Here is a 24,539-nt window from a genome sequence, read left to right as displayed (position 1 = left end):
TTGCCGGTTGCAGCCGACTGCCCTGGAAGACCCGCCGCCCTAATCTCACTTCACCGGTGGCCCGCCCTCGAGCCACAGGCCCCACCAACCGGCGGCAGCGCCGCCGGTGATCATCAAATCAAACTTGGAGTGAATTCATGAACCTCATCATCTGGCTGGTTGTCGGCGGGCTCATCGGATGGGTTGCGAGCATGATCATGCGCACCGATGCGCAGCAGGGCGTGATCCTGAATGTCGTGGTCGGTATCGTCGGCGCCATGCTGGGCGGCTGGCTGCTGTCGCCGCTGGTGGGGGTCGGTACGGTCAACCAGGGTGACTTCAGCGTGATGGGCCTGCTGCTGTCACTGGGCGGCGCGATCATCCTGCTGGCCATCGTGAACCTGGTGCGCCGCGGTAGCGTGCGCTGACGCAGCGGCTGGGCCTGGCGGCGCGGCCCGCAGGCTCTACACAGACGCGCCCTGATGGGCGCGTCTTCACTTCCGGCTGTGCTCAGGCCAGGAAGCTGCGGGCCAGTTGCAGCAGCCCCAGCAGCGCCCCGCACACCGCCAGGTGCACGAAGCGGTGGCGCCAGCCGGCCGCCAGGTCGATGCCCAGGCGCACCGACAGGCAGCCCCACAGCATGACCAGCAGCAGCGCTGCGGCATCGGGCCGCTCCAGCGGATGACCGCCGGCCTTGAGCAGGCCGACCAGCGCGACCCAGAGGCCAGCGCCCATGATGGTGGCAGCCGTCACCTCGTTGAAGGCGGGCTTGCGCAGGGGAATGCCAACGACTTGCATGGCGCAAGCGTAGCGCGCCCGCTGTGGCGTCGATCCGTCGAACTGGCCCGTGGGGGCCTGCCAGCTTCGGCCCGCCGCAGGCACACTGGGGCTGTTCCACCCCGCCCGCGCTGCAATGACATCACATTCCGCACCTTCGGCCGCCATCACTGCCAGCTCTGCCATCCCGCTGGCCTTGCCGCCCGATGACGATTGGCGAGAGATGTTGCACAACGAAGTGCATGCACGGCCGTCGGCGCGCATCCGCCTGCCGGCGCTGGTGTTCACCATCGCCGTGCTCAACCAGGGCGTGAGCCGCGAGGACGAATGGATCCACCTGCGCCGCCTGCCCGGGCAGGAGGGGCTGCGGCTGGAAGACCTGGCCGGCAACTTCCTGCGGCTGCGCTTCTCCGACCACACGCTGAAGTGGGAGCGCCACACCGAGTTCACCCGCTATGCCGTGGTGCAGCACCTGCCCGCGGGCGCCGGCCTGGAAGGCGTGGAACCCGCGCTGCTGGACACGCTGGTGCTGCCGCCCGACTGGCTGCGCGAGGTGCCGGGCCGCACCGTGGCGGCGCTGCAATTGGTGATGCTGGAGACCGACATCACCGACCCCCATGCCGCGCTGGCCGCGGCCCAGCGCTGGTTCGGCGGGCGCACCGTGGTGGCCTCGCTGATGGGCAACGGGCATTCGATGGCGGTGACCAACTTCCGGCTGCGGCCCGATGGCTTCGAACGGCTGCTGGTGCTGGCACCGCCCGGCACCAGCGAAACCCGCGCCGGCCGCATCTCGCAGCGGCTGCTCGAAATCGAGATCTACCGCCTGATGGCCTTGCGTGGCCTGCCGGTGGCCAAGGCGCTGGCACCGGTGCTGGCCGAGTCGGAGGCCGCGCTGGCCGCGGTGACCGCGCGGCTGGAAGCGCGCGAGAGCTCCGAGGCCGAGCTGCTGGACCAGCTGATCCACGTGGCGGCGCGGGTGGAGCGCGCCACCGCCGAGCACCAGTACCGCTTCTCGGCCACTGAGGCCTACGACGCCCTGGTGCGCCAGCGGCTCACCGAGCTGCGCGAAAAGCCGATCCCCGGCACCCAGACCATCGGCGAATTCATGCAGCGGCGGCTGTCACCGGCCATCGCCACCGTGGCGGCCACGGCGCAGCGGCTGGGTTCGCTGTCGCAGCGCATCGAACGCAGCAGCGCGCTGCTGCGCACGCGGGTGGACATCGCCACCGAAACGCAGAACCAGCAACTGCTGGCCAAGCTGACGCGCGGGCAGGAACTGCAGCTGCGGCTGCAGTCCACCGTGGAAGGCCTGTCGATCGCGGCCATCTCGTACTACGTGGTGAGCCTGCTGCTGTACGGCGGCAAGGCCGCCAAGGCGGCGGGCCTGCCGCTCAACCCCGAGATGGCGGCCGGTGCCGCCATACCGCTGGTGCTGTGGGCGGTATGGAAGGCCACCCGACGCATCCACAGGCGGCTTCACATGGCCAACTGATCCGGCGCCGACCGCGGCCTCCTCCTACAAGCGATGCGCATGACTCCCGTCAACCCGGCATCCAGCTGCGGTGCACAGTGGGTCATCGCCCACCCCAACGCCGGAGGCTTCGATGATCCTTGCGCAAGAACCCAGCCTGGGCGCCGACGCGGGCCCCGGCACCGCAGGCAGCCTGCGGACCCACCCGAGCGATGACCATGCCGCCACCGCCGGGCCGCGGCCCACGGTGGTGTTCCACTGCATCGACCCCTGCCGCGAAGGCGGGCACGACCACCGCACCAAGGCCTCGGTGGCGCATGCGCTGGCCGACCTGCTGGGCCTGCCCTTCGGCGGCTTCTACCGGGCCGATGCGCCGCCGCAGGGCCCGCTGTTCTTCGTGCCCAGCGAAACGCTCACCAGCGTGCAGGCCGCGCGCCAGCTGGGCATCGAAGACGGCGCCCAGCTGTTCGGCGGCGTGGTGCCGCACGACTTCGTGGCCACCAAGCTGGTGTCGCACGGTCTGGTGCATGCGCAGGCCACTGCCCCGGCGGGCTGGCAGCCCGCGCATGGCGAGGCGGTGCAGGCCGTCACGCTGCCCGGCTACTCCGTCTTCAGCGCGCCCGACGCACTGCTGGCCGCAGAGCGCCTGCTGGCGCATGGCAGCCTGCGCTTGAAGAAGCCCGATGGCGTAGGCGGCCTCGGCCAGCAGGTGATGCGCCACATCGACGAGCTGCGCCTGTGGCTGGACGAGACCGACGCCGAGGTGCTGCGCCAGCACGGCGTGGTGCTGGAACGCAACCTGCGCCAGGTCGAGACCTTGAGCGTGGGCCAGGTGCAGGCCGGCCCGCTGACGGCCAGCTACGTGGGCACCCAGCAGCTCACCACCAACCACCGCGGCGAAGAGGTGTACGGCGGCTCCACCCTCACGGTGGTGCGCGGCGGCTTCGACGCGCTGCGCGCGATGCGGCTGTCGCCCGAAATGGCCACCGCGGTGGACCAGGCGCTGGTCTACCACCAGGAGGCGGCGCGGCATTACCCGGGCTTCCTGGCCACGCGGGCCAACTACGACGTGGCCCAGGGCATCGACGACCGCGGCCAGTGGCGCTCGGGCGTGCTCGAACAGAGCTGGCGCATCGGCGGTGCCAGCGGCGCCGAGGTGGCCGCGCTGCAGCACTTCCAGGCCGACCCGGCATGCCGAGCCGTGCGCGCCTCCACCCATGAGGTGTACGGCGACCAGGTGCCGGTGCCGGCCGGCGCCCGGGTGCACTATGACGACGACGATGCGGAAGTGGGCCGGGTGACCAAATACGCGCAGGTGGAGGCGCATGCCGACCTTTGACGAGAACGTCGCCATCCCGGTCGACGACGGCAGCATCGCCGGCACCTTCGTCACGCCCGGCACGCTGCTGCCGGGCGTGCTGTTCATCCATGGCTGGGGCGGCAGCCAGTCGCAGTACCTGGCCCGGGCGCGGCAGATCGCGGCGCTGGGCTGCATCTGCCTGGCCTTCGACCTGCGGGGCCATGCGCAGACCAAGCCGCAGTTCGAGACCGTTTCACGCGCCAGCAACCTGCAGGACGTGCTGGCCGCCTACGACCTGCTGGCCGAGCGGCGGCATGTGGATCCCTCGTCCATCGCGGTGGTGGGCAGCAGCTACGGCGGCTACCTGGCCACCATCCTGACCACCATGCGCCCGGTGCGCTGGCTGGCGCTGCGGGCGCCTGCGCTGTACATGGACTCGGGCTGGGAAGTGCCCAAGCTGCAGCTGCACAAGGACCAGGACCTGAAGGCCTACCGCCGCCACCTGGTGCCCTTTGCCGACAACCGCGCGCTGCAGGCCACGCACGACTTCGATGGCGACCTGCTGCTGGTGCAGTCGGAGCTGGACACCATCGTGCCCAAGGAAGTGCTGCACAGCTACCGCGAGGCCGGCAAGAACGCCCGCTCGCTGACCTACCGCTGCCTGCGCGGCGCCGACCATGGCCTGACCGAGCCGGCCGACCAGCGTGCCTACACCCAGGTGCTGGTGGGCTGGATCAACGAAATGATCTTCGGTGCCCGCGCCGACCACGTGGCACCTGCGGTGCACGAGCCGCATGAGCCCGAATCTCCGCCGACGCCGCCGCCCGCCAAGCCGGCTGCGGCCAGCCCGGCCGCAGCGCCCCCTCAGCCTGCCACCGCGGCTTCGGCCGACGCCGGCTGAGCAACCGCGCCCGGCCCCATCGTCGCCATCATCACCGCGAAGGCCGGCTGGCGCTGCACCAGCTCGGCCACGGTGCCCACGTCTTCCACCCGGCCGGCGACCATGAACACCACCTTGTCGAAGTGGGCCAGCAGCCCCAGGCGGTGCACCGAAGCCACGATGCAGGCATCGGGGAAGGCTTCGAGGATGCGCGAGTGCACGTGGATCTCGGTCAGTGAGTCCAGCGCGCTGGTGGGCTCGTCCAGCAGCAGCACGCTGCTGTGGCGGGCCGCCAGCAGGCCGCGCGCCAGCGCCAGCCGCTGGCGCTGGCCACCCGACAGGTTGGTGCCGCGCTCGGCCATCGGCGCTTCCAGCCGGCCGGGCAAGGTCTCCAGCACGGGGTCGAAGGCGGCGGCGTGGATAGCGCGCATCAGCGCGTCCTCGGGCACGGGCTCGTCGAAGGTGATGTTCTCGCGCACCGAAGCCTCGAAGATCTCGGCTTCCTGCGGAATCAGCGTGGCCACCGGCGCCAGGTCGCGCGCGCCGTCCACGTAGCGGCCATCCACCGCGATGTGTGCGGCCTTGGCCTCGTACAGGCCGGCCAGCGCACGCAGCAGCGTGCTCTTGCCGGCGCCGCTGGGGCCCACCAAGGCCAGGCGCTCGCCGCGGTGCAGCGACAAGGCCACGTCATGCAGGCCACCGCGCTCTTCGGCGCCGCCCTCCGCACCGGGGCGGCTGAAACGCAGGCCCTGGATGTCGATGCGGCGCCAGCCGGGATCGGCCGGCAGCACCGGCGCCTGCCGTTGCGGCGCCTGCAGCACGATGGCCGCGCTGGCGAAGTCGGTGCGGGTGCGCGCCACCGCCTGGTACTGCGAAGCGATGGTGCCCAGCACGCCGGCCGCCTGCTGCGCGTACTGGTACACCATGAACAGGCTGCCCAGCATCACCGCACCGGTGGCCGCACCCGCGGCCGGGCCGGCGCCCGGGGTGACGCCCGGGGTGACGAACAGCACGTACACCGCCACCAGACCCCAGGACAGCATCACGCCCGACAGGTCGACCGAGCACCACTTCCATTCATTGAGCACGATGCTGCGGCGCAGGGGCTCGAACACCGCCATCAGCCGGCTGTCCAGCAGGCGGCGGGTGCCTTCCTGCAGCCGCAGGCTGAGCACCGACGACACGTTGCCCACGAAGTCCAGCAGCCGGGCCGCGTAGCGGCGCTCGGCCTGGTTCTCGGCCACCGCCAGCTTCATCAGCGCGCCGTCGAAGGCCACGATGACGGTGGAGATGACCACCAGCCCCACCACGGCCACCGTGCTGGTGGCCGGCGACAGCAGCCACAGCGCCACCACCGGGCCACACAGGTTGATGGCGTTCTGCAGGTAGATGAACTGGTTCTGCGTGAAGCCGAACAGCGCATTGGAGGCCTGGCCCACGCGGTGCTGCAGGTCGCCGGAGTGGTGCTGCTCATGCCAGCCCAGCGGCGCGCGCAGCAGCCGGCCGTACAGCGCATCGGCCACGCTGCGGCGCACCCGCAGCGCCACGGTGCGCTCCATCACCCGGGCAGGGCCATGCAGCGACCAGCAGCCCACGTAGGCCGCCAGGATGGCGCCGATCCACACCGCCGCCGGGCCCAGGCCGGCCCGGCCGGCCGACTGGATGCCGTTGATGGCCTGCGCGGCCATCCACGGGATGCCCAGCTTCAACAGCTGGGAGCCGCCCAGCATGCCCAGCGCCAGCGCGAACTTGGCGCGTGCGCCCTGGGCATGCAGCCAGATGTGCCGGTACAACTCGCCCAGCGAGGCGGGCACGACGGCGGCGGCGGAGACGGGGGTGGTGGACATGGCATCCTGGACAGCCGGAACACGGCGCACCTGCCGGGCGACATGCCACGGCAGCGGGCACTGTAGAAAGCCGCTTCAAGCGCGGGGAGTCGGCCGCCTGACAAAGCGCCTGTAGGCGTTTGCCAGACACGCTTACAAACGCAATGCCGCCGCGCCAGGGCAACGACAATCGCGGGCGCTGGCGGACCACCGCCCCACCCCACCCGCGCCAAGCCACGATGACCCAGCCGACCGACTTCTTCCACCCCGCCACCCACGGCTACCTGCGCATGGCGGTGGCCGTGCCGCGCGTGCGCATCGCCGACCCGGCCTGGAACGCCGGCGAAACCCTGCGCATGCTGCGCGAGGCCGCCGACCAGGGCGCTTCACTGGTGGCCTTCCCCGAACTGGGCCTGTCGGCCTACACCTGCGACGACCTGTTCCACCAGCGCGCGGTGCTGGACGCCTGCGAGCAGGCGCTGCTGGACATCGCCGCCGGCAGCCGCGGCCTGCCGGCGGTGGCCATCGTCGGCCTGCCGCTGCGGGTGCGGCACAGCCTGTTCAACTGCGCGGCGGTGGTGTTCGACGGCCGCATCCTGGGCATCGTGCCCAAGACCTACCTGCCCAACTACGCCGAGTTCTACGAGGCCCGGCAGTTCAACCCCGCGGCCCATGCCCTGGTGAGCGAGGTGCGCATCGGCGACCAGACCGTGCCCTTCGGCACCCAGCTCATCTTCGAGGCGGCCAACCAGCCGCTGCTGCGCTTCCACGTCGAGATCTGCGAGGACGTCTGGGTGCCGATCCCGCCCTCGTCGTACGCCGCCCTGGCCGGCGCCACCGTGCTCGTCAACCTCTCGGCCTCCAACGTCACTATCGGCAAGTCGGGTTACCGCCACCAGCTGGCCAGCCTGCACTCGGCGCGCTGCCTGTCGGCCTACCTCTACACCTCGGCCGGCGTGGGTGAGTCCACCACCGACCTGGCCTGGGACGGCCAGGCGCTGATCTACGAAGCCGGCGACCTGCTGGCCGAGTCGCAGCGCTTTGCGGGCGACGGCCACATCACGCTGGCCGACGTCGACCTGGAACGCCTCTCGCGCGAGCGCATGCGGCAGACCAGCTTCGGCCAGTCGGCCGGGCTGCATGCCGAGCAGGTGGGCCGCATGCAGGCGGTGCGCTTCGAGCTGCCGCGGGCCCCCTTGACGCCCGAGCTGGCCACGCTGCGCCGCACGGTGCCGCGCTTCCCCTATGTGCCGGCCGACCCGCTGACCCGCGACACCCGCTGCGAGGAGGTGTATGCCATCCAGGTGCAGGCGCTGGTGCAGCGGCTGGAGACCAGCGGCATCCAGAAGCTGGTGATCGGCATCTCGGGCGGGCTGGACTCTACCCACGCCCTGCTGGTGGCGGTGCGTGCGATGGACCTGCTGGGCCTGCCGCGCACGAACGTGCTGGGCTACACCATGCCGGGCTTTGCCACCAGCCAGCGCACGCTGGCGCAGGCCCGTGAGCTGATGCTGGCCGTGGGCTGCAGCGCGGCCGAGATCGACATCCGCCCCAGCTGCGAGCAGATGCTCCAGGACCTGGGCCACCCGTACGCCGAGGGGCAGAAGCAGTACGACGTCACCTTCGAGAACGTGCAGGCCGGCGAGCGCACCAGCCACCTGTTCCGCCTGGCCAACCACCACAACGCGCTGGTGCTGGGCACCGGCGACCTGAGCGAGCTGGCGCTGGGCTGGTGCACCTATGGCGTGGGCGACCACATGTCGCACTACAACGTGAACGCCAGCGTGCCCAAGACGCTGATCAAGCACCTGGTGCGCTGGGTGGCCGGCAAGGCCAGCGAGCGCGAGCGCACGGTGCTGCAGCAGGTGCTGGACACCGAGATCAGTCCCGAGCTGGTGCCCGGCGAGGCCGACGGCGGCCAGCCCGGCCAGAGCACCGAAAGCACGCTGGGCCCCTACGAGCTGCACGACTTTGCGCTGTACCACACGGTGCGCTTCGGCTTTCCGCCCAGCAAGGTGGCCTTCCTGGCCTGGCAGGCCTGGCGCGACGCCCGGCGCGGCCCCTGGCCCGACAGCCCGCTGGTGGCGCGCAACCAGTACACCCTGGCGCAGATCAAGAAGCACCTGCGCACCTTCGTGTTCCGCTTCTTCCAGACCAGCCAGTTCAAGCGCTCCTGCGTGCCGAACGCGCCCAAGGTAGGCTCGGGGGGCTCGTTGTCGCCGCGTGGCGACTGGCGCGCCCCCAGCGATGCCCATGCCACCACCTGGCTGGCCGACTGGGCCCGCGTGCCCGAGGAAGATTCATCCCTGAAGGAGACCGGCACATGAAGGCGATCTGGAACGGCACCGTGGTGGCCGAAAGCGACGACACCGTGGTGGTGGAAGGCAACCACTACTTCCCGGCATCGGCGCTGGACCCGAAGTACATCCTGCCCAGCAACACCAAGACCATGTGTTCCTGGAAGGGCGAGGCCAGCTACTACACGCTGTTCGTGGATGGCGATGCCAACCCCGACGCCGTCTGGTACTACCCCCAGCCCAAGGAGGCCGCGGCCGAGATCAAGGACCGCGTGGCCTTCTGGAAGGGCGTGAAGATCGAGGCATGACGGTGCAGCGCACCCCTGCGCTGCGCGACCAGGTGCAGGCCCGGCTGCAGGCGCTGGCCGTGCAGTCGCTGCACGACGCCAGCCACCCCGGCCGTGCCGCGGTGGCGGTGGCCATCGTCGACGAAGGCCATGGCGCCGCCGTGGGTGGCCTGCCGGCGCATGCCGAGTGGTCCGAGGCCGCGGCGCTGATCCTCACCCGCCGCGCGCTGCACCTGCGCCACCACCCCGGCCAGTGGGCCCTGCCCGGCGGCCGCGTGGACGACGGCGAGACGCCCGAGGCCGCCGCGCTGCGCGAGCTGCAGGAGGAAGTAGGCCTGGTGCTGGACGACAGCGCGGTGCTGGGCCGGCTGGACGACTTCAGCACCCGCTCGGGCTTCGTCATCACGCCGGTGGTGGTGTGGGCCGGGCGGGCGCCGCTGCTGGTGGCCAACCCCGGCGAGGTGGACAGCATCCACCGCATCCCGGTGAGCGAATTCCTGCGGCTGGACGCGCCGCGGCTGGAGAACGTGGCCACCAGCCTGCACCCCGTGCTGCGCATGCCGGTGGGCAGCACCTGGATCGCGGCGCCCACCGCGGCGGTGCTGTACCAGTTCCGCGAGGTCTGCCTGCGCGGCCTGCCCACACGGGTCTCCCACTTCGAGCAGCCGGCCTTCGCGTGGAAATAGCACTTCCTAAAAGCAGTTCGCGGCGTCGATGCCCATGCGGCAGCTCCAGCGGAAGTACTCGCCGCCCTGCTTGATGGAGCGGCGGAACACCGCGGTGGACTCCTGCGCGATCGCGTCGGGCAGCGGCACCGCCACCGGCGCGCCGGTGCTGTTGGTGTGGAAGTTGATGAAGCAGGTGGCCTGCGGCGGGCACAGGCGCTCGATCTGGCGGGCATAAGCCTCGCGGTCGCGCGCAGCGTCCTCGGGCACGATGACCACCTGGATCACGCCCTGCCGGCCGGCCACCGGCCAGGCATCGGCTTGGGCCACGGCGGTTTGCGTGGCGGCCACCAGCAGCACAGTGGCCACGGCCCGGCCCGTCTTGAAGGGGGTGTTCATCCCCGCAGACTAGGCCACCCTGCCCAGCACGGCGACCGGTATTCGCCCTGGGGTGGGCTACGCTTCGGGTGATGAAGACCTATCAGATCGAAGTGCAGCGCATCAAGCTGATGAACAACAGCCACGGACTGGTGCGGGCGCGCGTTGATGCCGCAGTGCAGCCCATGCCCCGCCAGGACGACGACGGTGCCGAACCCTCGAGCATGCTGACGATGACGGTGGAAAACGCCCGCGTGCTCTACCTGCTCCTCAAGCAGCAGCTGGCCGATGTCGATTCGAAGAAGGCGCGCAGCCAGCGCTGACCGAACTCACCGGCACAGCCGGTAGGGGCCGCGGTCCAGGTGCAGGTGGTCGGCGTGGGCGCGGTTGTAGGCCGGGCCCAGCACACCGTCGAACAGGCCGCAGGCACCGCCATGTACCTGCCGCAGGAAGCGCGCCGCGTCGTCCTGCCCCGCCCAGTCCGCCGCCACGGTGATGCGGCGGCCGCCCCGCAGCACGAAGCCCGAGACGTCCAGCGCGTCGGCGGTGGCATGCTGGCTGCGTGCACCCTGCGCACGGCCGTACACGTTGCGGCAGGCGTAGCTGCCGAAGTGCTGCATTCGCTCCACCGGCTGGCCCAACGTGGCCTGCGCGGCGGGCTGCAGCACATGGCGCTCCCACAGCGCCAGCGATGCCGCGGCCGGGCAGCTGAGCACGACCGGCTCGGCCAGCAGCACGTGGGTGCGGCGCAGGCGCACCGCATTCGTGAAGCCACAGCCGGGGCCGGTCACGCGGTCGGGTTGCGGCTCGAACTGCAGCGGTGTGCTGCGCAGGAAGGCCTGGCAGGCCTGCGGCTCCGCGGTCAGCCGGCCCAGCTTGTGCCGGGTGAGCCAGCCGGGCGCTTCATCCAGCGCCAGCGGCGCCCACGGGTTGTGCCGGTCGGGCCACTGCCACCAGCGGCCGTGGCCGTGCCAGAGAACCAACCCGGCCACCAGCATCAGCGCAGCCACGGAAGGCGCGGCAGGAAAACGACTCATGGCCACAGCCTAAAGGCCGGGCCGGGGGCTCGCTGGTGCGCGGGCTTTGGCCGCGCGCCAGCGCGCTGGATCAGCGCGCCGGGTTGGCAGGCGAGCCCGCCACCACGGCGACGTCGGCCGGGGCCTGCGTCCACACGGTGGAAGCGGGCGGCTGCACGATGAAGGTGTTGGCGTCGATGTGCGCGGCCTGGCGCGAGACCAGCACGGCCGGGTGCTCGCCGTTGGCGCGGGCGGTCACAGGGGCCTTCCACTTCGGGCTGGCCGGGTGACCGGGGATGAAGGTGGCAGCGTCGATGCCGGCGGCGGGCTTGGACATCACCGGTGCGGCACGCTCGACCTGGGCCGAGGCGGGCAGCGAGGCGGCTGCGGAAACGATGGCGGCGGCGAGGGCGACGATGTAGCGGTTCATGTGACTTCCTTGGTGTTGCTGGGCCGGGGAATCAGTAGAAACCCCAATACAGCGAGACTACGGGAAATCCCTATGTACCGATACCCCCTATCGATAGGAAGCAGTTGTGCGATTGCAACATCAGTCGACGATCGCGCCCGGCACGGTGAGCAGGTAGCGCTCGATGGCGGCCGCGGCATGCCGCACCTTGGCGGGCTGGCCATCGCGCTGTGGCGTGACCGCCCATACCGGAATCGGCGGGCCGCGCCAGCCGGGCAGCACCGGCACCAGGCGGCCGCTGCGCAGCTCGTCTTCCACGTCGGCGCGCACGGCCAGGGTGAGGCCCAGCCCGGCCACGCACAGCTGCTGCAAGGACAGCTGGTTGTTGCTCATCGCCCGCGGCTCCACGCGCAGGCGCTCGACGGTGCCAGTCGCGCCGCTCAACTCCAGCAACAGCGCCTGGCCGCTGCCGATCCACTGGTGCGCCAGCAAATCGGCCGGCGCCTGCGGCACGCCGGCCCGCGCCAGGTAGGCAGGGGCTGCGCACAGCAGCATCTCGAAACTGCACAGCCGCCGCGCCACCCAGGTGGAATCGGCCAGTCGGCCGGCGCGCAGCGCCAGGTCCACGCGGGCATCCACCAGGTCGATCATCGCGTCGTCCACCAGCAGCCGCAGCGTCAGGCCGGGGTGAGCCGCCAGCAAGGGCGCCAGCGCCGGCGCCACATGCCTCGCAAAGCCCACCGGGGCCGAGATGCGCAGCTCCCCTTGCGGCGCATCGCGCGCCAGCGTCAGCTGCTGGCGCGCGCGGTCGGCCGCGTCCACCATCGCCTGGCAATGGTCGGCCAGGCGGGCGCCGGCCTCGGTCACCGCGATCTTGCGGGTGGTGCGGTGCAGCAGCGTGACCCCATGCGCCTGCTCCAGCACGCGCAGCTGCTGGCTCACCGCCGAAGTGCTGATACCCAGCCGCCGCGCCGCCGCGCTCAGCGAGCCGGCACGCACCACCTCGGCGAACAGCGCCAGGCGCTTCCAGTCGTCGTCCATACGCCCCGCGGGCCAGGGCTACAGCGCGTAGCCCACGGCGCCTTGCCCGTCGATGGACACCCGGCCCGCATCGAGCAGGCGCTGCAGCACGGCCAGGGTGTTGGCCTCATCGGCATGCTGGCCCAGCAGCGAGCGGATGGTGGACAGCAGCCGCGCCCGCCGCGTCGGCTTGTTGGCGGTCTTGCGCAGGCTGGACTCGACATGGCGCAGGGCCTTGTCGAGGTCGAAGCCGGGGCGCGCAGGCGGCTGGGCAGCGCGCGCGGGTTGTGGTTGCGGCTGGTGGTCGCGCCCGGCGGGCGGCTGGGCCTGGCGCTGGCCGGCCGAGCGGGCTTGCGCACCGCCCTTGGGAGCCGGTGCAGCCGGTGCAACGGGTGCGACCGACGCAGGGGGTCGCGCGGGCGGTTCGCGGCGCGGTGCCGGTGCGGGCTCCAGCTTCGCCACCGGGGCCTCGGGCTGCACGGGGGCGGCAGGCGGCACAGCCTCTTCGGCGGCAGCGGGCGGCGTCACCGCCCGGGTCGTCTTCTTGGCCGCGGCGCGGGCCGGTGCCTTCTTGGCAGCGCGGGCCTTCTTGGCCGGCACGGGCGCTTCGGCCGCGGCTTCGGCTTCCACGGGCGGCGCGGCCGTTGCCTCGGCGGCGGTCGTGGCCGCGGTGGCGCTGGCTGTCTTGGCCGCCGTGCGGCGCGTGCGCTTGGCGGCCGGCGCCGGCTTGGCGGTTTCGTCCGGGGCGGCGGTGGTCGCAGGCCCGGCCCTGCCGGTTTTGGCAGGCGTCGTGGCCTCGGCCACCGCCGCCGCCGGCTCGCCGCCCACGGTGCGCCGGCGGCTGCGCTTGGCGGGCACGGCCGGGAGGGTTGCATCGGCGCCGGGCTGTTCGGCGCTGCGGTTGGCTCGTGGCGTGGCGTCCACGGTCTGAGCGGCCCCGTCCGTGGCCATCGTCGGCGCGGCGGCGCTGCGGCTGGCCCGCTTGCGCGCCGGGCGCTTGGCCGGTACCGGGTCGGCTTCGTCCGTGGCAGGTGCTGCGGCAGCCGCCATGGGTGGCGTGTCGGCCTGCGCGTCAGCTTGCGGGCGCAGGTCGGCGGCGGACGCCAAGGCCTCGGCCGCGCCTGCCGCAGCACCCTGCTCTGCCGCCCGGCGCCCGGCACCGCGGCCGCGACGGGTGGCTCGCGGGGCGACGGTCTCGGCCACCGGGGTGTCCGTCACCGGCGCGATGGTGGCGGCGGCGTCCACAGGCATCAGCAGCGTGGGGGCCGCGGGCTCCGAGGCCAGCAGCCGGGCACCTTCGCCCCGACCACGCCGGCGGGCCCCGGTGGGCGCCTGGCGCACGGCCTCGTCGCGCGCCAGGCCCGGGGCAGGCGCGCCACTTCGTGCCGGCGCCGGCTGCTGACCGCGCGGGGCGCCGGCCTGGGAACCCGCCTGCGAAGCTGAGCGGGGGGCCGATCCGCGCTGGCCCGGGCGGCCATCGGGGGCCTGCTCCGTGGCCGCTCGCCCACCTGCGGAGCGCGGCGGGGCGGATCGTCCGGCGCCACCGCGCGCTGGCGCCTGGCGGGTCGCCGGTGCGCGCCCGGCGCCACCACGGGCACCCCCGCGGCTGGCCGTGCGGCCGCGGCCGGCGCGGCTGAAGCCCACCAGCGTGGCCGAGAAGCCCAGGTCCACCGCATGCTCCAGCATCGGCCCGTAGCCCTGGTCGTTGGACAGCACCACGAAGCGCGCCGCCGGATTGCGCGAAGCGATGTAGCCCATGTAGAAGGACAAATGGAAGTCCAGCGCGTTCTTGCCCGCCCGCGAGATGGGCACGCAGGTCACGCGGTCGCCGAAAGCGGTCTGGTCCTTGTCCACGTTGCGCTGGTTGGGGCCGTGGAACAGCCACACGTCGGTCACGTCGGACACCAGCGCGCGGATGTCCACGTCCTTGGGCTGCACGTTCTCCCAGTCCACCAGCACGTGGGTCTGCGGCAGCGCGGTGTCTTTCGGCCCCACCGGCACGCCGGGCTTGACGGGCGGATGCTTGCGCGCGTTCTTCACCAGCTTGCGGCCGACGGCGCGTTTCAGGTCCACCGCCGTGTGGTCGGCCACCTGCAGCAGGTACAGCAGCACGTCGGCCACCTCGTCGGAGATGCGCTCCTGCGTCACGTGGTCGTGGTGGGCGGCCTGCGATTGCTCGGGCGTCATCCACTGGAAGATCTCGGCCAGCTCGGCGGCCTCGATCATCAGCGCCATCGCCAGGTTCTTGGGCGTGTGAAAGGGCTGCCAGTCACGCTCGGCAGCGAACTCGCGCAGGGTTTGTTGCAGCGCAGCCAGGTCCAATCAGGGCTCCTCGGTGTACTTTCTCCGGGGCAGAGTATCGGCGCTGGCGGAGCGGCCGCGAACGCGGCGAGCCGGGGGCGCCATGCACAAAAAAAAGAGCCCGCACAAGGCGGGCTCGAACATGCTGAGGGAGGAAGCGCCGATCAGGCCTGGCGGCTGCGGCGGCGGGCGATGGTGGTCACCGCGGCCAGGCCGGCCAGCATCAGCGCGTAGGTCTCGGGCTCGGGCACCGGGGCGGTGACGTTGCTGATCAGCGAGACGTTGTCCAGCGAACCGCCGTAGCTGTCGCTCTTGCCGGTGGCCCAGAACGACAGCGTGGTGGAGTGGCCCTTGCTGCCGACCACGTCGAAGCTGTAGGTCGTCCACTGGTTGTTGCTGGTGCTGTTGGTGGCGCTCAGCAGCGTCACCGGCGTGGCACCCCACTTCACCAGGATGTCGTTGGTGTTGCTGCGCATGCCGGCGGTGCCGGGGCGGGCCGAGTAGGCGAAGCTCAGCGTGTAGTGCTCGCCGTAGTTGGTGGCGATGGTCTGCGCGATTAAGCTGTTGGCGGTGGTGTCCAGCTCCACGAAGTTGCTGCCGTCGAAGGCGCGGCCGGCCACGTTGTCGCGCACTTCCACGCCCTTCAAGCCGGTGGTCCAGCCGTCGATGTGGCGGTAGATGTTCCAGGTGCCGCTGGCCTGCAGCGTGGATTCGAAACTGCCGTTGGTCACCAGGTTGGTGGCGGCCTGCGCACCGGTGGCGGCAAAGGCGACGGCAAGGGCGGCGAAGAGAGCGGAGGCTTTGGTCATGGGGCAGTCCTGAACATCGAAGGACGCCAGTATCAAAACGTGCCTGCCTCGGCGCTTCCCCCTGAACGAAGGGCCGCCGGCCCCTCGGGGCCCGCTGTGCCAACTACTGCGCAGCAGGCACTTCAGGGCGCGTGAACTATCACCGCCGGACTTGCCTAGACAAGTCGCGCCAGTGCTGCGAAACAACGTTTTTTCGCACAGGCGATACTGCCCACCCCCAGGACCTGGCAGGAGTACCCCGATGAAATTGCGTGCCGGTTGCGACATCACCGTGGAGGCGCCTGCGCCCTGCCCCAGCATCGGCATGCTGCGTCCGCGCAGCGGCGACGCGCAGTGGCTGGCGCAGGAGAGCTACCTGTTCGAACCCCACCTGGCCTCGGTGGAATACGCCGACAGCTTCGGCAACCTGTGCCAGCGCTTCGTGGTGCCGGCGGGCCGGCTGCGCATCCGCGTGGAATCGGTGGTGCACACGCAGGCCGAGATCGCGGTGGACGAAGCCGCCACGCGCACGCCGGTGGCCGAGCTGCCGCACGACGCGCTGCAGTTCCTGCTGCCCAGCCGCTACTGCCCTTCGGACCGCATGGTGGACAAGGCGCAGCAGGTGGTGGCGGGCGCGCTGCCCGGCTATCCACAGGTGACCGCCATCACGCAATGGATCCGCGACCACATCGAGTACCGCTACGGCGTCAGCGATGCCAGCACCGACGCCGAGGGCACGCTGGCCGACGGCGCGGGCGTGTGCCGTGACTTTGCGCACATCGGCATCAGCCTGTGCCGGGCACTGCAGATTCCGGCGCGCATGGTGGTGGGCTACCTGCACCAGCTGGACCCGATGGACCTGCATGCCTGGTTCGAGGCGTTCGTCGGCGGCCGCTGGTACACCTTCGACGCCACGCAACCAGGCCCGCGCGGCGGCCGCATCGTGCTGGCCTACGGTCGCGACGCGGCCGACGTGGCCTTCATCTCCAACTACGGTGAGCTGGAGACGGTGGAGATGACCGTGTGGGTAGAAGAGCTGCCGCCCGACGCCGCAGCAGCCTCCTGATCAGTGAGGCGCCGGGCCCAGCAGCTCGTCGAGCTGCGCCCGGATGTGCGACTCGATGCGCCCGCGGTAGGCGCTGAGCAGAAAGCCGAGCTGCGCATCCAGCTCGAAGCCATCGGCGGTCACCCGCAGCTGGCCCGAGACGCCGCTGCGCTCGAAGCGCACGAGGTCTTCTCCTTCGCTGGCCTGGTACTGGCAGGCCAGGCCCCAGTCCCGCTCGGCCTGCTCCACCCACACCCGCGCCCGCTCCCGCGCGCCTGCCAGGCCCAGGGGGTGGGCCCGGTGGATTTGCAACTGCGCCATCTTGTCTCCGTCCTGTGCTGCCAGCAGCCGGACGATGCCGGCTGCGGGGTTGGAGGCGGATGGCGACGACCAGGTTCCACGCCAGCGCACAGCCGTTACAAGACGGCTTGGGCTTGGACGGCCAGCCCTGCAGCGGCGGCCAGCCCAGCCTCAATGCCGGTCGGCCGGCGCCAGGCCCTTGTCGCCGCCCAGCTGCGGCGCCGCGGTGGCCGGCGCGCACCGCTCGCGCACCAGGTAGGAGTACAGCACCGGCACCACCACCAGGGTGAGCAGCGTGCTGGTGATCACGCCGCCGATGATGGCGCGGCCCATCGGGGCCTGGATCTCGCCGCCTTCGTTCAGGGCCAGCGCCAGCGGCAGCATGCCGAACACCATGGCCGCGGTGGTCATGATGATGGGCCGCATGCGGATCAGGCCGGCCTGCAGCACCGCCTCGGCCACGGTGGCGCCCTGGCGGCGTGCATGGTTGGCGAAGTCCACCAGCAAGATGGCGTTCTTGGTCACCAAGCCCATCAGCATCACCAGGCCGATCATGCTGAACAGGTTGAGCGTGGAGTGCCACAGCAGCAGCGCCAGCATCACGCCGATCAGCGCCAGCGGCAGGCTGGCCATGATGGCCAGCGGCTGCAAGAAGCTGCCGAACTGGCTGGCCAGCACGATGTAGATGAAGATGGCCGCCAGCGCCATCGCGGCCACCACGGCGGTGAAGGCCTCTTGCTGATCCTTGGTGGCGCCGCCCACGTCGAAGCTGTAGCCCGGCGGCAGCTGCGTCTCCTTCACCAGCTTCTGCACCTCGGCGCCCACGTCGCCGGCGGGCCGGCCTTCCACGCCGGCGAACACCGCCTCGCGCCGCTGCAGGTTCTGCCGGCGGATCACCTCGGGGTTGACCACGGGCACGATGTCGGCCACCGCCTCCAGCGTGATGGGCGTGCCGTTGGCGGCAAAGGCCACCGGCAGCTGGCGCATCTGCGTCACCTGCTCGCGCAGGCGCTCGGGCAGGCGCAGCAGCACTTCCACCTGTTCGCCGTCGGGCGTGGTCCAGTGGGTGGCGGCTTCGCCGTTGACATAGGCGCGCAGGCTGGCCGCGATCTGCGGCGCGGTCAGGCCCAGCTCGCGCACCGCGTCGGGCTTCAGGCGCACCGCATAGGCCGGCATGCCGGGCTTGGCCGACACCTCCACGTCGACGATGCCGGGGATCTGGCGCACCTTGGCCGCGAACTCGTTCACCAGCCTGATCAGGCCTTCGGGGTCGCTGCCCAGCAGCGCCACGTAGATGGGGCGGTCGAAGCCCACCGACAGCTCGATGCCCGGGATGCGGGCCAGCGCCTCGCGGATGGCGTCTTCCACCTCCTTCTGGCTGCGGGCGCGTTCGGCCCGCGGCTTGAGGCCGATGTTGAGCGTGCCCACGTTGCGGCCCACGGCCAGGCCTTCACCGTCGCCGCCGACCGTGGTGCTGACGCTTTGCACCTCGGGCATGGCCATCACGATCTGCTCGACCTGGCGGAACTTGTCGTCGGTGCGGGCCAGGCTGGCCCCCACCGGCATGCGCACCGACAGCTGGGTGAAGCCCTGGTCGGTCTGCGGGATGAACTCGGTGCCCACCAGCGGCACCAGGCCGATGGCCGCCACGAAGCTGAGCGCCCCCACGCCCAGCACGATGCCGCGCGGCGACACCCACAGCCAGCGCCAGCCGTAGCGCCGGCCGGTGAAGGCCCAGCGGATCAAGCGCTCGTAGGCCACATGCAGCAGGTCCATGCCACGGTCGGTGACGCGGATGGCATGGCCGATGACCGGCCAGTGCTTCATGCGCGCGCTGGGCGGGTCGTGCCAGACGGACGACAGCATGGGGTCGAGCGTGAAGCTGACGAACAGGCTCACCAGCACCGCCACCGTGACCGTGATGCCGAAGGGGTAGAAAAACTTGCCGACGATGCCGCCCATGAAGGCCACCGGCACGAACACCGCACAGATGGCGAAGGTGGTGGCCATCACGGCCAGCCCGATCTCGGCGGTGCCGTCCAGCGAAGCCTGGCGGTGGCTTTTGCCCAGGCCCACGTGGCGCACGATGTTCTCGCGCACCACGATGGCATCGTCGATCAGCAGGCCGATGCACAGGCTCAGCGCCATCATCGTCATGAAGTTCAGCGTGAAGCCGAAGGCATGCACGGCGATGAAGCTGGACACCACCGCGATGGGCAGCGTGAGCCCGGTGATGACCGTGCTGCGCCACGAATGCAGGAACAGGAACACGATGGCGATGGTGAGCAGCGCGCCTTCGATCAGCGTGCGCTGCAGGCCCTTGAGCGAATGCTTGACCCAGTCGCTGTTGGCGTGGATGAGCTGCAGTTCCATGCCGGCCGGCAGCGTGGCGCGCAGTTCGTCCAGCGCGGCCTTGATCTCGTCGCCGGTGGCGACGATGTTGGCGTCCTGCTGCTTGAAGATGTTGAAGGTGACGGCGCTGCGGCCGTTGACCCGTGCCAGGTTGGTCGGCTCCTGTTCACGTTCCACCAGCGTGCCGAGGTCGCCCAGCCGCAGCGGCAGGCCGTTGCGCAGGCCCACCACCGCATCGGCAAAGCGCTTGGGGTCGCGCACCATGCCTTCCACGCGCAGCATCGCGTCCTGCGTGCCGCCGGCCAGGATGCCCACCGCCTCGTCGCGGTTGACCGCGGCCAGCTGGGTGGCGATCTGCGCCGGTGTGATCTGGTAGGCGCGCAGCCGCGCCGGATCGAGGTCGATGCGCACTTCACGCTTGGTCAGGCCGGCCACGTCCACCCGCGCCACGCCGGCCACGCGCACCAGGCGCTTGCTGGCGGTCTGGTCGGCGTAAATGGACAGCTCACGCGCGCTGCGGCCTTGCGACAGCAGCGCAGCCACCACCACGGGCTGGCTGTTCTCGTTGTCCACCCGGGCCACCGTGGGCGGCTTGGCATCGCGCGGCATGGCCGCCTGCACCATGGCCACGCGGTCGCGCACGTCCTGCAGGCCGCGCGACATGTCGGCGTTCAGGTTGAATTCCACCTGCGTCTGGCTGCGGCCCTCGAAGCTGCGCGAGGTGATGCGCTTGATGCCGGCCACCGCGTTGACCGATTCTTCGATCACCTTGGTGACTTCGCGCTCCACCGCCTCGGCCGAGGCGCCGGGGTAGCGCACGTCGATATAGGCCATGGGCGGCGCCACGTCGGGCAGCTGCTCCACGCCCAGCCGGGCATAGGAGAACAGGCCCAGCACGCACAGCGCGGCCATCACCATGGCCGCGAACACCGGGTTGTTGATGGCGACGCGGGTCATCCACATGGCGCGGCCCCGCTCACTTGATCACCGGCGCCGAAGCGCCGCTGGCCGCCACCGCGGCCGACTTGCCGGGCAGCAGCACCGCCTTGGCACCTTCACGCAGGTTGTCGAAGCGGGCCGCCAGCACCTGGGCCTGCGGGCCGACGCCCTGCAGCACCTCCACACGGCCGCCGGCTTCGTCACGCCGGCCGGTGGTGACGGCACGGCGGGCCAGCGCGCCCCCTTCGATCAGCCACACATGCTCCTGCCCCGACTGGTGGCCGATGGCGCTGGCCGGCAGCGTCAGCCGCTGCTGCGGATCGTCCAGCACCACGCGGGCCAGCGCGTACTGCCCGGCGCGGAAGGTCTCCTTCGGGTTGTCGAAGGCCACGGTGACGCCGATGGACCGCGTGCCCGGCTCGGCCGCCGGGGCGATGCGCGCCAGCCGCGCGGCCACCGGCGTGGCGACGCCTTCCACCTGCACCTGCACCGGCATGCCGGGCTGCAACAGCGAGACCTCGTGCGTGCCCACGCTGCCGGCCAGCTCCAGCCGGGCCAGGTCCACCAGCGTGAGCACCTGCTGTTCGGCGGCCAGTTTTTCGCCGGGCACCACATGGCGACGTGCCACCACGCCGCTGATCGGCGCCACCAGGGCGGCATCGCGCTGGGTGACGCGCAGGCTGTTGACCTGGGCCTGGGCGGCATTCATCTGCGCGCGCGCCGCGTCCAGCTGCGAGCGGGAGGTGTCGAGCGCGTTGGTGGAGATGAACTGCTGATCGGCCAGCCGCAGGTTGGACTGGTAGTTGCGCTCGGCCTGCGCCAGTTGCGCGCGGGCCGATTCCAGCATCGCATGGCGTTCGTTGACGCGGCTGTCCAGTTCGGCCAGATCGACCTGGCCCAAGGCCTGGCCGGCGCGCACCCGGCTGCCCTCTTCCACCGCCAGCGACAGCAGCGTGCCGGCGGCCTTGGCGCGCACCACGGCGGTCTGCGGTGCCACCAGCGGGCCCGAGAACTGCAGCACCAGCGGCATGGCCATGGACTGGGGCTGAACCACTTCGCGCGAGGTGAATTCGAGCACCACCTCGGCCTTGCCGGCCGCGGGCGGGTCCTGCCGCTGGCTCTTGACCGCGGCGGCAATGCCCACCGCCAACACCAGCACCGCCGCCGCAACGGCCGCGGTTTTCAGGCCTTTTTTGCCCATGTCGCACGCTCCTCACGTCTTGTCGTCCGCCGCCCACTGCCCCCGGGTAAGTCGGGCAGGTCGGCATGGCGGGCGCAGTGTAGGCGCCGGCCTGGGCACCGCAAGCGGCGGTGCGACGGAGTGCGGATGGGTGCGACGAACTGCAGCCGGGCGCGTCAGCGACGGGCGGGCGCAGCGTCGCCGGCCCACAGTTCGGCCAGCTGCGGGAAGTTCCAGTTGCCCGGCGGCTCACGGCCGACGATGCGGTCGCGGCCGACCATCTGGGCCAGGTCGATGCGGGTGACCGGGATCGGCATGTTCGAGCGGGTGGAGAAGAAGGCCTTGACCACCGGCGACACCAGCGCGGCCGGGTTCTGCTCCACCACCACGGCCAGCTTGCCCGACTCCAGCCGCACCAGCGAGCCGATCGGGTAGATGCCCAGGCTCTTGACGAAGGCACCCAGCATGGCTTCGTCGAAGTGGCCCTTCCACGAGATCATGCGCGCGATGCTCTCGGCCGGGTCCCAGCCCGCCTTGTAGGGCCGGTTGGAGGTGATGGCGTCGTACACGTCGCAGATGGCGCCCATGCGCGCCACGCGCGAAATCTGGTCGCCGGGCAGCCGGTGCGGGTAGCCGGTGCCATCCATGCGCTCATGGTGGTGCAGGCACACGTCGAGCACCGCCTCGGGCGCGGTGCCGCCGACCAGCATCTCGTGGCCCCGCTCGGGGTGGCTGCGCATCACGCTGAATTCGTCGTCGGTCAGCTTGCCGGGCTTGTTCAGGATCTCCAGCGGCATGGCGGCCTTGCCCATGTCGTGCAGCAGGCCGGCGAGGCCCGCTTCGCGACAGGCATTGGCGTCCAGGCCCAGCTCGCGGCCCAGCGCCACCATCAGCGCGCACACGGCCACGGAGTGCATGTAGGTGTATTCGTCGCGCGACTTCAGCCGCGCCAGGCTCACCAGCGCGCCCGGGTTGCGGAAGACGGATTCGGAGATCTCCTCCACCAGCGGCAGGCACTGCTCGGCATCGATGGCCTTGCCAAGCCGTGCCTCGTTGAACATCGAGACCACCGCCTGCTTGGAGCGGCGGTAGACCTGCTGCGCCTTGCGCAGTTCGTCCTGCAGGCTGGCCGACGGCGCCGGAGGCAACTGCGGGGGCGCTGGCGCCACGGCGGCGGCCGGCGGTGCCTGCCTCGCCTGGGCCGGCACGGCGGGCGGGGTGGCGACGGGCGAAGGGCGGTCGTCGCGGCCGGCCACGTCAGCGCCCAGGCTGGTGTCGATCCAGCACTCGGCAATGCCGCTGGCCAGCGCAGCCTGGAGGTCGGCGGCGTCCGTGAGCACGAAGCGCGACTTCCAGAAGGGATGCCGCACCCAGGAGCTCTCGAAGGCATGCAGGTGCATGCCGAGCCGCAAGTCAGAGACGGCGATCTTCTTCAACATCGGTGGCGGCGACAGCTGTTACAAGCACAGTGAGGTTGTCGGCCACTTCTGATCGATCTGAAGTGGTGACTCGGGCCACGATTGAAAGCCGCGCAGCCAGGTCAGGCAGCGCCGGGGATGGCAGGCACCGGCAGCACCACGTCGGCGTTCTGCGCCCGGTGGCGCAGCACGTGGTCCATCAGCACCAGGGCCAGCATCGCTTCGGCGATCGGGGTGGCACGGATGCCCACGCACGGATCGTGCCGGCCGAAGGTTTCCACCGTGGTGGGCTGCAGCGCGCGGTCGATCGACGCCTTGGGCGTGCGGATGGAGCTGGTGGGCTTGATGGCGATGGACACGCGCAGGTCCTGCCCCGTGGAAATGCCGCCCAGCACGCCGCCGGCCCGGTTGGCGCGGAAACCCTCGGGTGACAGTTCGTCACCATGCAGGCTGCCGCGCTGGGCCACCACGCCGAAACCGTCGCCGATTTCCACGCCCTTGACGGCATTGATGCCCATCATCGCGTAGGCGATGTCGGCGTCCAGCTTGTCGTACAGCGGCTCGCCCAGGCCCACCGGCACGTTCTGCGCCACCACTTCGATGCGGGCCCCGCAGGAATCGCCCGCCTTGCGCAGCGCGTCCATGTAGGCCTCCATCTCGGCGATCTGGCTGACATTGGCCGCGAAGAAGGGGTTGTGGGGGATGTGCGCCGCGTCCTCGAAGGCCACGGGCATCTCACCCAGCTGGCTCATCCAGCCGGTGAAGGTGGTGCCATGGCGCTCGAACAGCCACTTGCGCGCCACCGCCGCCGCCGCCACCGTGGGCGCGGTAAGCCGGGCCGACGAACGGCCACCGCCGCGCGGGTCGCGCAGGCCGTACTTGCGCCAGTAGGTGTAGTCGGCGTGGCCGGGGCGGAAGGTGTCGAGGATGTTGCCGTAGTCCTTGCTGCGCTGGTCGGTGTTGCGGATCAGCAGGCAGATCGGCGTGCCGGTGGTGCGGCCTTCGTACACGCCCGAGAGGATTTCCACCGCGTCGGGCTCGTTGCGCTGGGTGACGTGGCGGCTGGTGCCGGGGCGGCGGCGGTCCAGCTCGGGCTGGATGTCGGCCTCGGACAGGGCCAGGCCGGGCGGGCAGCCGTCGATCACGCAGCCGATGGCCGGGCCGTGGCTTTCGCCGAAGTTGGTGACGCGAAACAGTTCGCCGAAAGTGGAGCCAGGCATTGCAAGAACCAGTCAGCAGGAAAAGAGAAGGCCCGGCACCGCCATGGTGCCGGGCCCTCGATTGTGCTTCGGCCGGGCGCCGCGAGCGGGAGCCTCGGCTTAAAGCTTGGACTGGGCCGCCGCGGCTTCAACGCCGGGGTCCTGGTCCACCGGCCAGTCGCGGATGTAGGCCTTGAGCATGCGGTTCTCGAAGTCCTGGCTGTCCACCACCGCCTTGGCCACGTCGTAGAACGAGATCACGCCCATCAGCGTGCGCTGGTTCAGCACTGGCATGTAGCGGGCATGGCGCAGCAGCATCATGCGGCGCACCTCGTCCAGCTCGGTCTCGGGGGTGCAGGTCAGCGGCTGGTCGTCCATGGTGCTGCGCACCAGCGTGTCGCCCACCACGCCGCCGTTGCGCACCACCGCCTGGATCACCTCGCGGAAGGTGAGCATGCCGATCAGATCGCCATGGCTCATCACGCACAGGCTGCCGATGTCCAGCTCGGCCATCGTGCGCAGGGCCACGGCCAGGGGTTCATCGGGGGTGACGGTGTAGAGCGTGTTTCCTTTGACACGCAGGATGTCGCTGACTTTCATGGCAGTGCTCCGAGGCGGGGTACGGCGGCAACATAGCACACAATCTTTCAGATGGCGCCCGGCAGTTGCGCCCTCTTGACGCCGGGTTGCGACGACTGTTCGAAGAACGCCC

The 24,539-nt window shown here is 71.0% G+C and carries 23 protein-coding genes and 1 pseudogene; 9 read left to right on the top strand and 15 right to left on the bottom strand.

Annotation, left to right across the window (positions count from 1 at the left end):
* Positions 1–137: 137 nt before the first annotated feature.
* Positions 138–407, top strand: a complete 270-nt coding sequence (locus MW290_RS10575; protein ID WP_250194625.1) for a GlsB/YeaQ/YmgE family stress response membrane protein — start codon at positions 138–140, stop codon at positions 405–407.
* A gap of 82 nt (positions 408–489) precedes the next feature.
* Here MW290_RS10575 and MW290_RS10570 read toward each other — a convergent pair whose 3' ends face one another.
* Complete coding sequence (locus tag MW290_RS10570) at positions 490–777, bottom strand: hypothetical protein (protein WP_250194624.1); 288 nt, start codon at positions 775–777, stop codon at positions 490–492.
* A gap of 115 nt (positions 778–892) precedes the next feature.
* Between MW290_RS10570 and MW290_RS10565 the strand changes: the two genes are divergently transcribed.
* The 3 genes from MW290_RS10565 to MW290_RS10555 all read left to right on the top strand — a co-directional run bounded on the left by MW290_RS10565 (position 893) and on the right by MW290_RS10555 (position 4,428).
* Positions 893–2,248: a DUF3422 family protein gene (locus MW290_RS10565; protein WP_259373443.1), complete on the top strand. Its 1,356-nt coding sequence runs from the start codon at positions 893–895 to the stop codon at positions 2,246–2,248.
* Positions 2,249–2,360: 112 nt separating this feature from the next.
* Entirely contained in the window at positions 2,361–3,566 is a 1,206-nt protein-coding gene (locus MW290_RS10560) for a DUF3182 family protein (RefSeq protein WP_250194622.1), read from the top strand.
* Positions 3,553–4,428, top strand: coding sequence for an alpha/beta hydrolase family protein (locus MW290_RS10555; protein ID WP_250194621.1), 876 nt, complete (start codon positions 3,553–3,555; stop codon positions 4,426–4,428). The genes MW290_RS10560 and MW290_RS10555 overlap by 14 nt, the downstream gene beginning before the upstream one ends.
* Here MW290_RS10555 and MW290_RS10550 read toward each other — a convergent pair.
* Complete coding sequence (locus MW290_RS10550) at positions 4,392–6,254, bottom strand: ATP-binding cassette domain-containing protein (RefSeq protein ID WP_250194620.1); 1,863 nt, start codon at positions 6,252–6,254, stop codon at positions 4,392–4,394. The two genes, MW290_RS10555 and MW290_RS10550, sit on opposite strands and share 37 nt — an antisense overlap.
* 218 nt (positions 6,255–6,472) lie before the next feature.
* Here MW290_RS10550 and MW290_RS10545 point away from each other — a divergent pair, with 218 nt between their 5' ends.
* From MW290_RS10545 to MW290_RS10535, 3 genes are read left to right on the top strand one after another with little or no spacing between them, the layout of a single operon-like run.
* Positions 6,473–8,560, top strand: a complete 2,088-nt coding sequence (locus MW290_RS10545) for an NAD(+) synthase (RefSeq protein WP_250194619.1) — start codon at positions 6,473–6,475, stop codon at positions 8,558–8,560.
* Positions 8,557–8,838 carry a DUF427 domain-containing protein gene (locus MW290_RS10540; protein WP_250194618.1) on the top strand — a complete coding sequence of 94 codons (282 nt, stop codon included), beginning with the start codon at positions 8,557–8,559 and terminating at the stop codon, positions 8,836–8,838. Before MW290_RS10545 ends, MW290_RS10540 begins: the two co-directional genes overlap by 4 nt.
* On the top strand, positions 8,835–9,503 hold the full coding sequence (locus MW290_RS10535; protein WP_250194617.1) for an NUDIX hydrolase: 669 nt from the start codon (positions 8,835–8,837) through the stop codon (positions 9,501–9,503). The genes MW290_RS10540 and MW290_RS10535 overlap by 4 nt, the downstream gene beginning before the upstream one ends.
* Before the next feature lie 6 nt (positions 9,504–9,509).
* Here MW290_RS10535 and MW290_RS10530 read toward each other — a convergent pair whose 3' ends face one another.
* Entirely contained in the window at positions 9,510–9,881 is a 372-nt protein-coding gene (locus MW290_RS10530) for a hypothetical protein (RefSeq protein WP_250194616.1), read from the bottom strand.
* A gap of 71 nt (positions 9,882–9,952) precedes the next feature.
* Here MW290_RS10530 and MW290_RS10525 point away from each other — a divergent pair, with 71 nt between their 5' ends.
* Positions 9,953–10,183: a hypothetical protein gene (locus MW290_RS10525; protein ID WP_250194615.1), complete on the top strand. Its 231-nt coding sequence runs from the start codon at positions 9,953–9,955 to the stop codon at positions 10,181–10,183.
* A gap of 6 nt (positions 10,184–10,189) precedes the next feature.
* Here MW290_RS10525 and MW290_RS10520 read toward each other — a convergent pair whose 3' ends face one another.
* The 6 genes and pseudogenes from MW290_RS10520 to MW290_RS10495 all read right to left on the bottom strand — a co-directional run bounded on the left by MW290_RS10520 (position 10,190) and on the right by MW290_RS10495 (position 15,415).
* Positions 10,190–10,897 carry an extensin-like domain-containing protein gene (locus MW290_RS10520; protein WP_250194614.1) on the bottom strand — a complete coding sequence of 236 codons (708 nt, stop codon included), beginning with the start codon at positions 10,895–10,897 and terminating at the stop codon, positions 10,190–10,192.
* Between the two features lie 70 nt (positions 10,898–10,967).
* Complete coding sequence (locus MW290_RS10515) at positions 10,968–11,306, bottom strand: hypothetical protein (RefSeq protein ID WP_250194613.1); 339 nt, start codon at positions 11,304–11,306, stop codon at positions 10,968–10,970.
* Between the two features lie 120 nt (positions 11,307–11,426).
* Positions 11,427–12,326, bottom strand: a complete 900-nt coding sequence (locus MW290_RS10510; RefSeq protein WP_250194612.1) for a LysR family transcriptional regulator — start codon at positions 12,324–12,326, stop codon at positions 11,427–11,429.
* A gap of 18 nt (positions 12,327–12,344) precedes the next feature.
* Entirely contained in the window at positions 12,345–14,345 is a 2,001-nt protein-coding gene (locus tag MW290_RS10505) for a PIN domain-containing protein (protein ID WP_375142838.1), read from the bottom strand.
* A pseudogene (locus MW290_RS10500) lies at positions 14,322–14,627 on the bottom strand (nucleotide pyrophosphohydrolase); the annotation flags it as partial. The gene MW290_RS10505 and the pseudogene MW290_RS10500, both read right to left, overlap by 24 nt.
* Before the next feature lie 143 nt (positions 14,628–14,770).
* Positions 14,771–15,415 carry a DUF642 domain-containing protein gene (locus MW290_RS10495; RefSeq protein WP_250194611.1) on the bottom strand — a complete coding sequence of 215 codons (645 nt, stop codon included), beginning with the start codon at positions 15,413–15,415 and terminating at the stop codon, positions 14,771–14,773.
* 241 nt (positions 15,416–15,656) lie between these two features.
* Between MW290_RS10495 and MW290_RS10490 the strand changes: the two genes are divergently transcribed.
* Positions 15,657–16,460, top strand: a complete 804-nt coding sequence (locus tag MW290_RS10490) for a transglutaminase domain-containing protein (protein ID WP_250194610.1) — start codon at positions 15,657–15,659, stop codon at positions 16,458–16,460.
* Here MW290_RS10490 and MW290_RS10485 read toward each other — a convergent pair whose 3' ends face one another.
* The 6 genes from MW290_RS10485 to MW290_RS10460 form a co-directional block, all read right to left on the bottom strand.
* A complete protein-coding gene (locus tag MW290_RS10485; protein ID WP_250194609.1) occupies positions 16,461–16,760 on the bottom strand; it encodes a polyhydroxyalkanoic acid system family protein in 300 nt (99 codons plus the stop codon).
* Between the two features lie 150 nt (positions 16,761–16,910).
* On the bottom strand, positions 16,911–20,048 hold the full coding sequence (locus MW290_RS10480) for an efflux RND transporter permease subunit (RefSeq protein ID WP_250194608.1): 3,138 nt from the start codon (positions 20,046–20,048) through the stop codon (positions 16,911–16,913).
* A gap of 19 nt (positions 20,049–20,067) precedes the next feature.
* Complete coding sequence (locus tag MW290_RS10475; RefSeq protein WP_250194607.1) at positions 20,068–21,231, bottom strand: efflux RND transporter periplasmic adaptor subunit; 1,164 nt, start codon at positions 21,229–21,231, stop codon at positions 20,068–20,070.
* 155 nt (positions 21,232–21,386) lie between these two features.
* Entirely contained in the window at positions 21,387–22,649 is a 1,263-nt protein-coding gene (locus MW290_RS10470; protein ID WP_250194606.1) for a cyclic di-GMP phosphodiesterase, read from the bottom strand.
* A gap of 101 nt (positions 22,650–22,750) precedes the next feature.
* Positions 22,751–23,848: a chorismate synthase gene (gene aroC, locus MW290_RS10465; protein WP_250194605.1), complete on the bottom strand. Its 1,098-nt coding sequence runs from the start codon at positions 23,846–23,848 to the stop codon at positions 22,751–22,753.
* A 99-nt stretch (positions 23,849–23,947) separates the two neighbouring features.
* Entirely contained in the window at positions 23,948–24,427 is a 480-nt protein-coding gene (locus MW290_RS10460; protein ID WP_250194604.1) for a CBS domain-containing protein, read from the bottom strand.
* Positions 24,428–24,539 lie beyond the last annotated feature (112 nt).

The sequence above is a fragment of the Aquincola tertiaricarbonis genome, from assembly GCF_023573145.1.
Lineage (GTDB): Bacteria > Pseudomonadota > Gammaproteobacteria > Burkholderiales > Burkholderiaceae_C > Aquincola > Aquincola tertiaricarbonis_B.
Note: the sequence above shows the minus strand (reverse complement) of the source record. Positions and strands in the feature narration are given on the sequence as shown.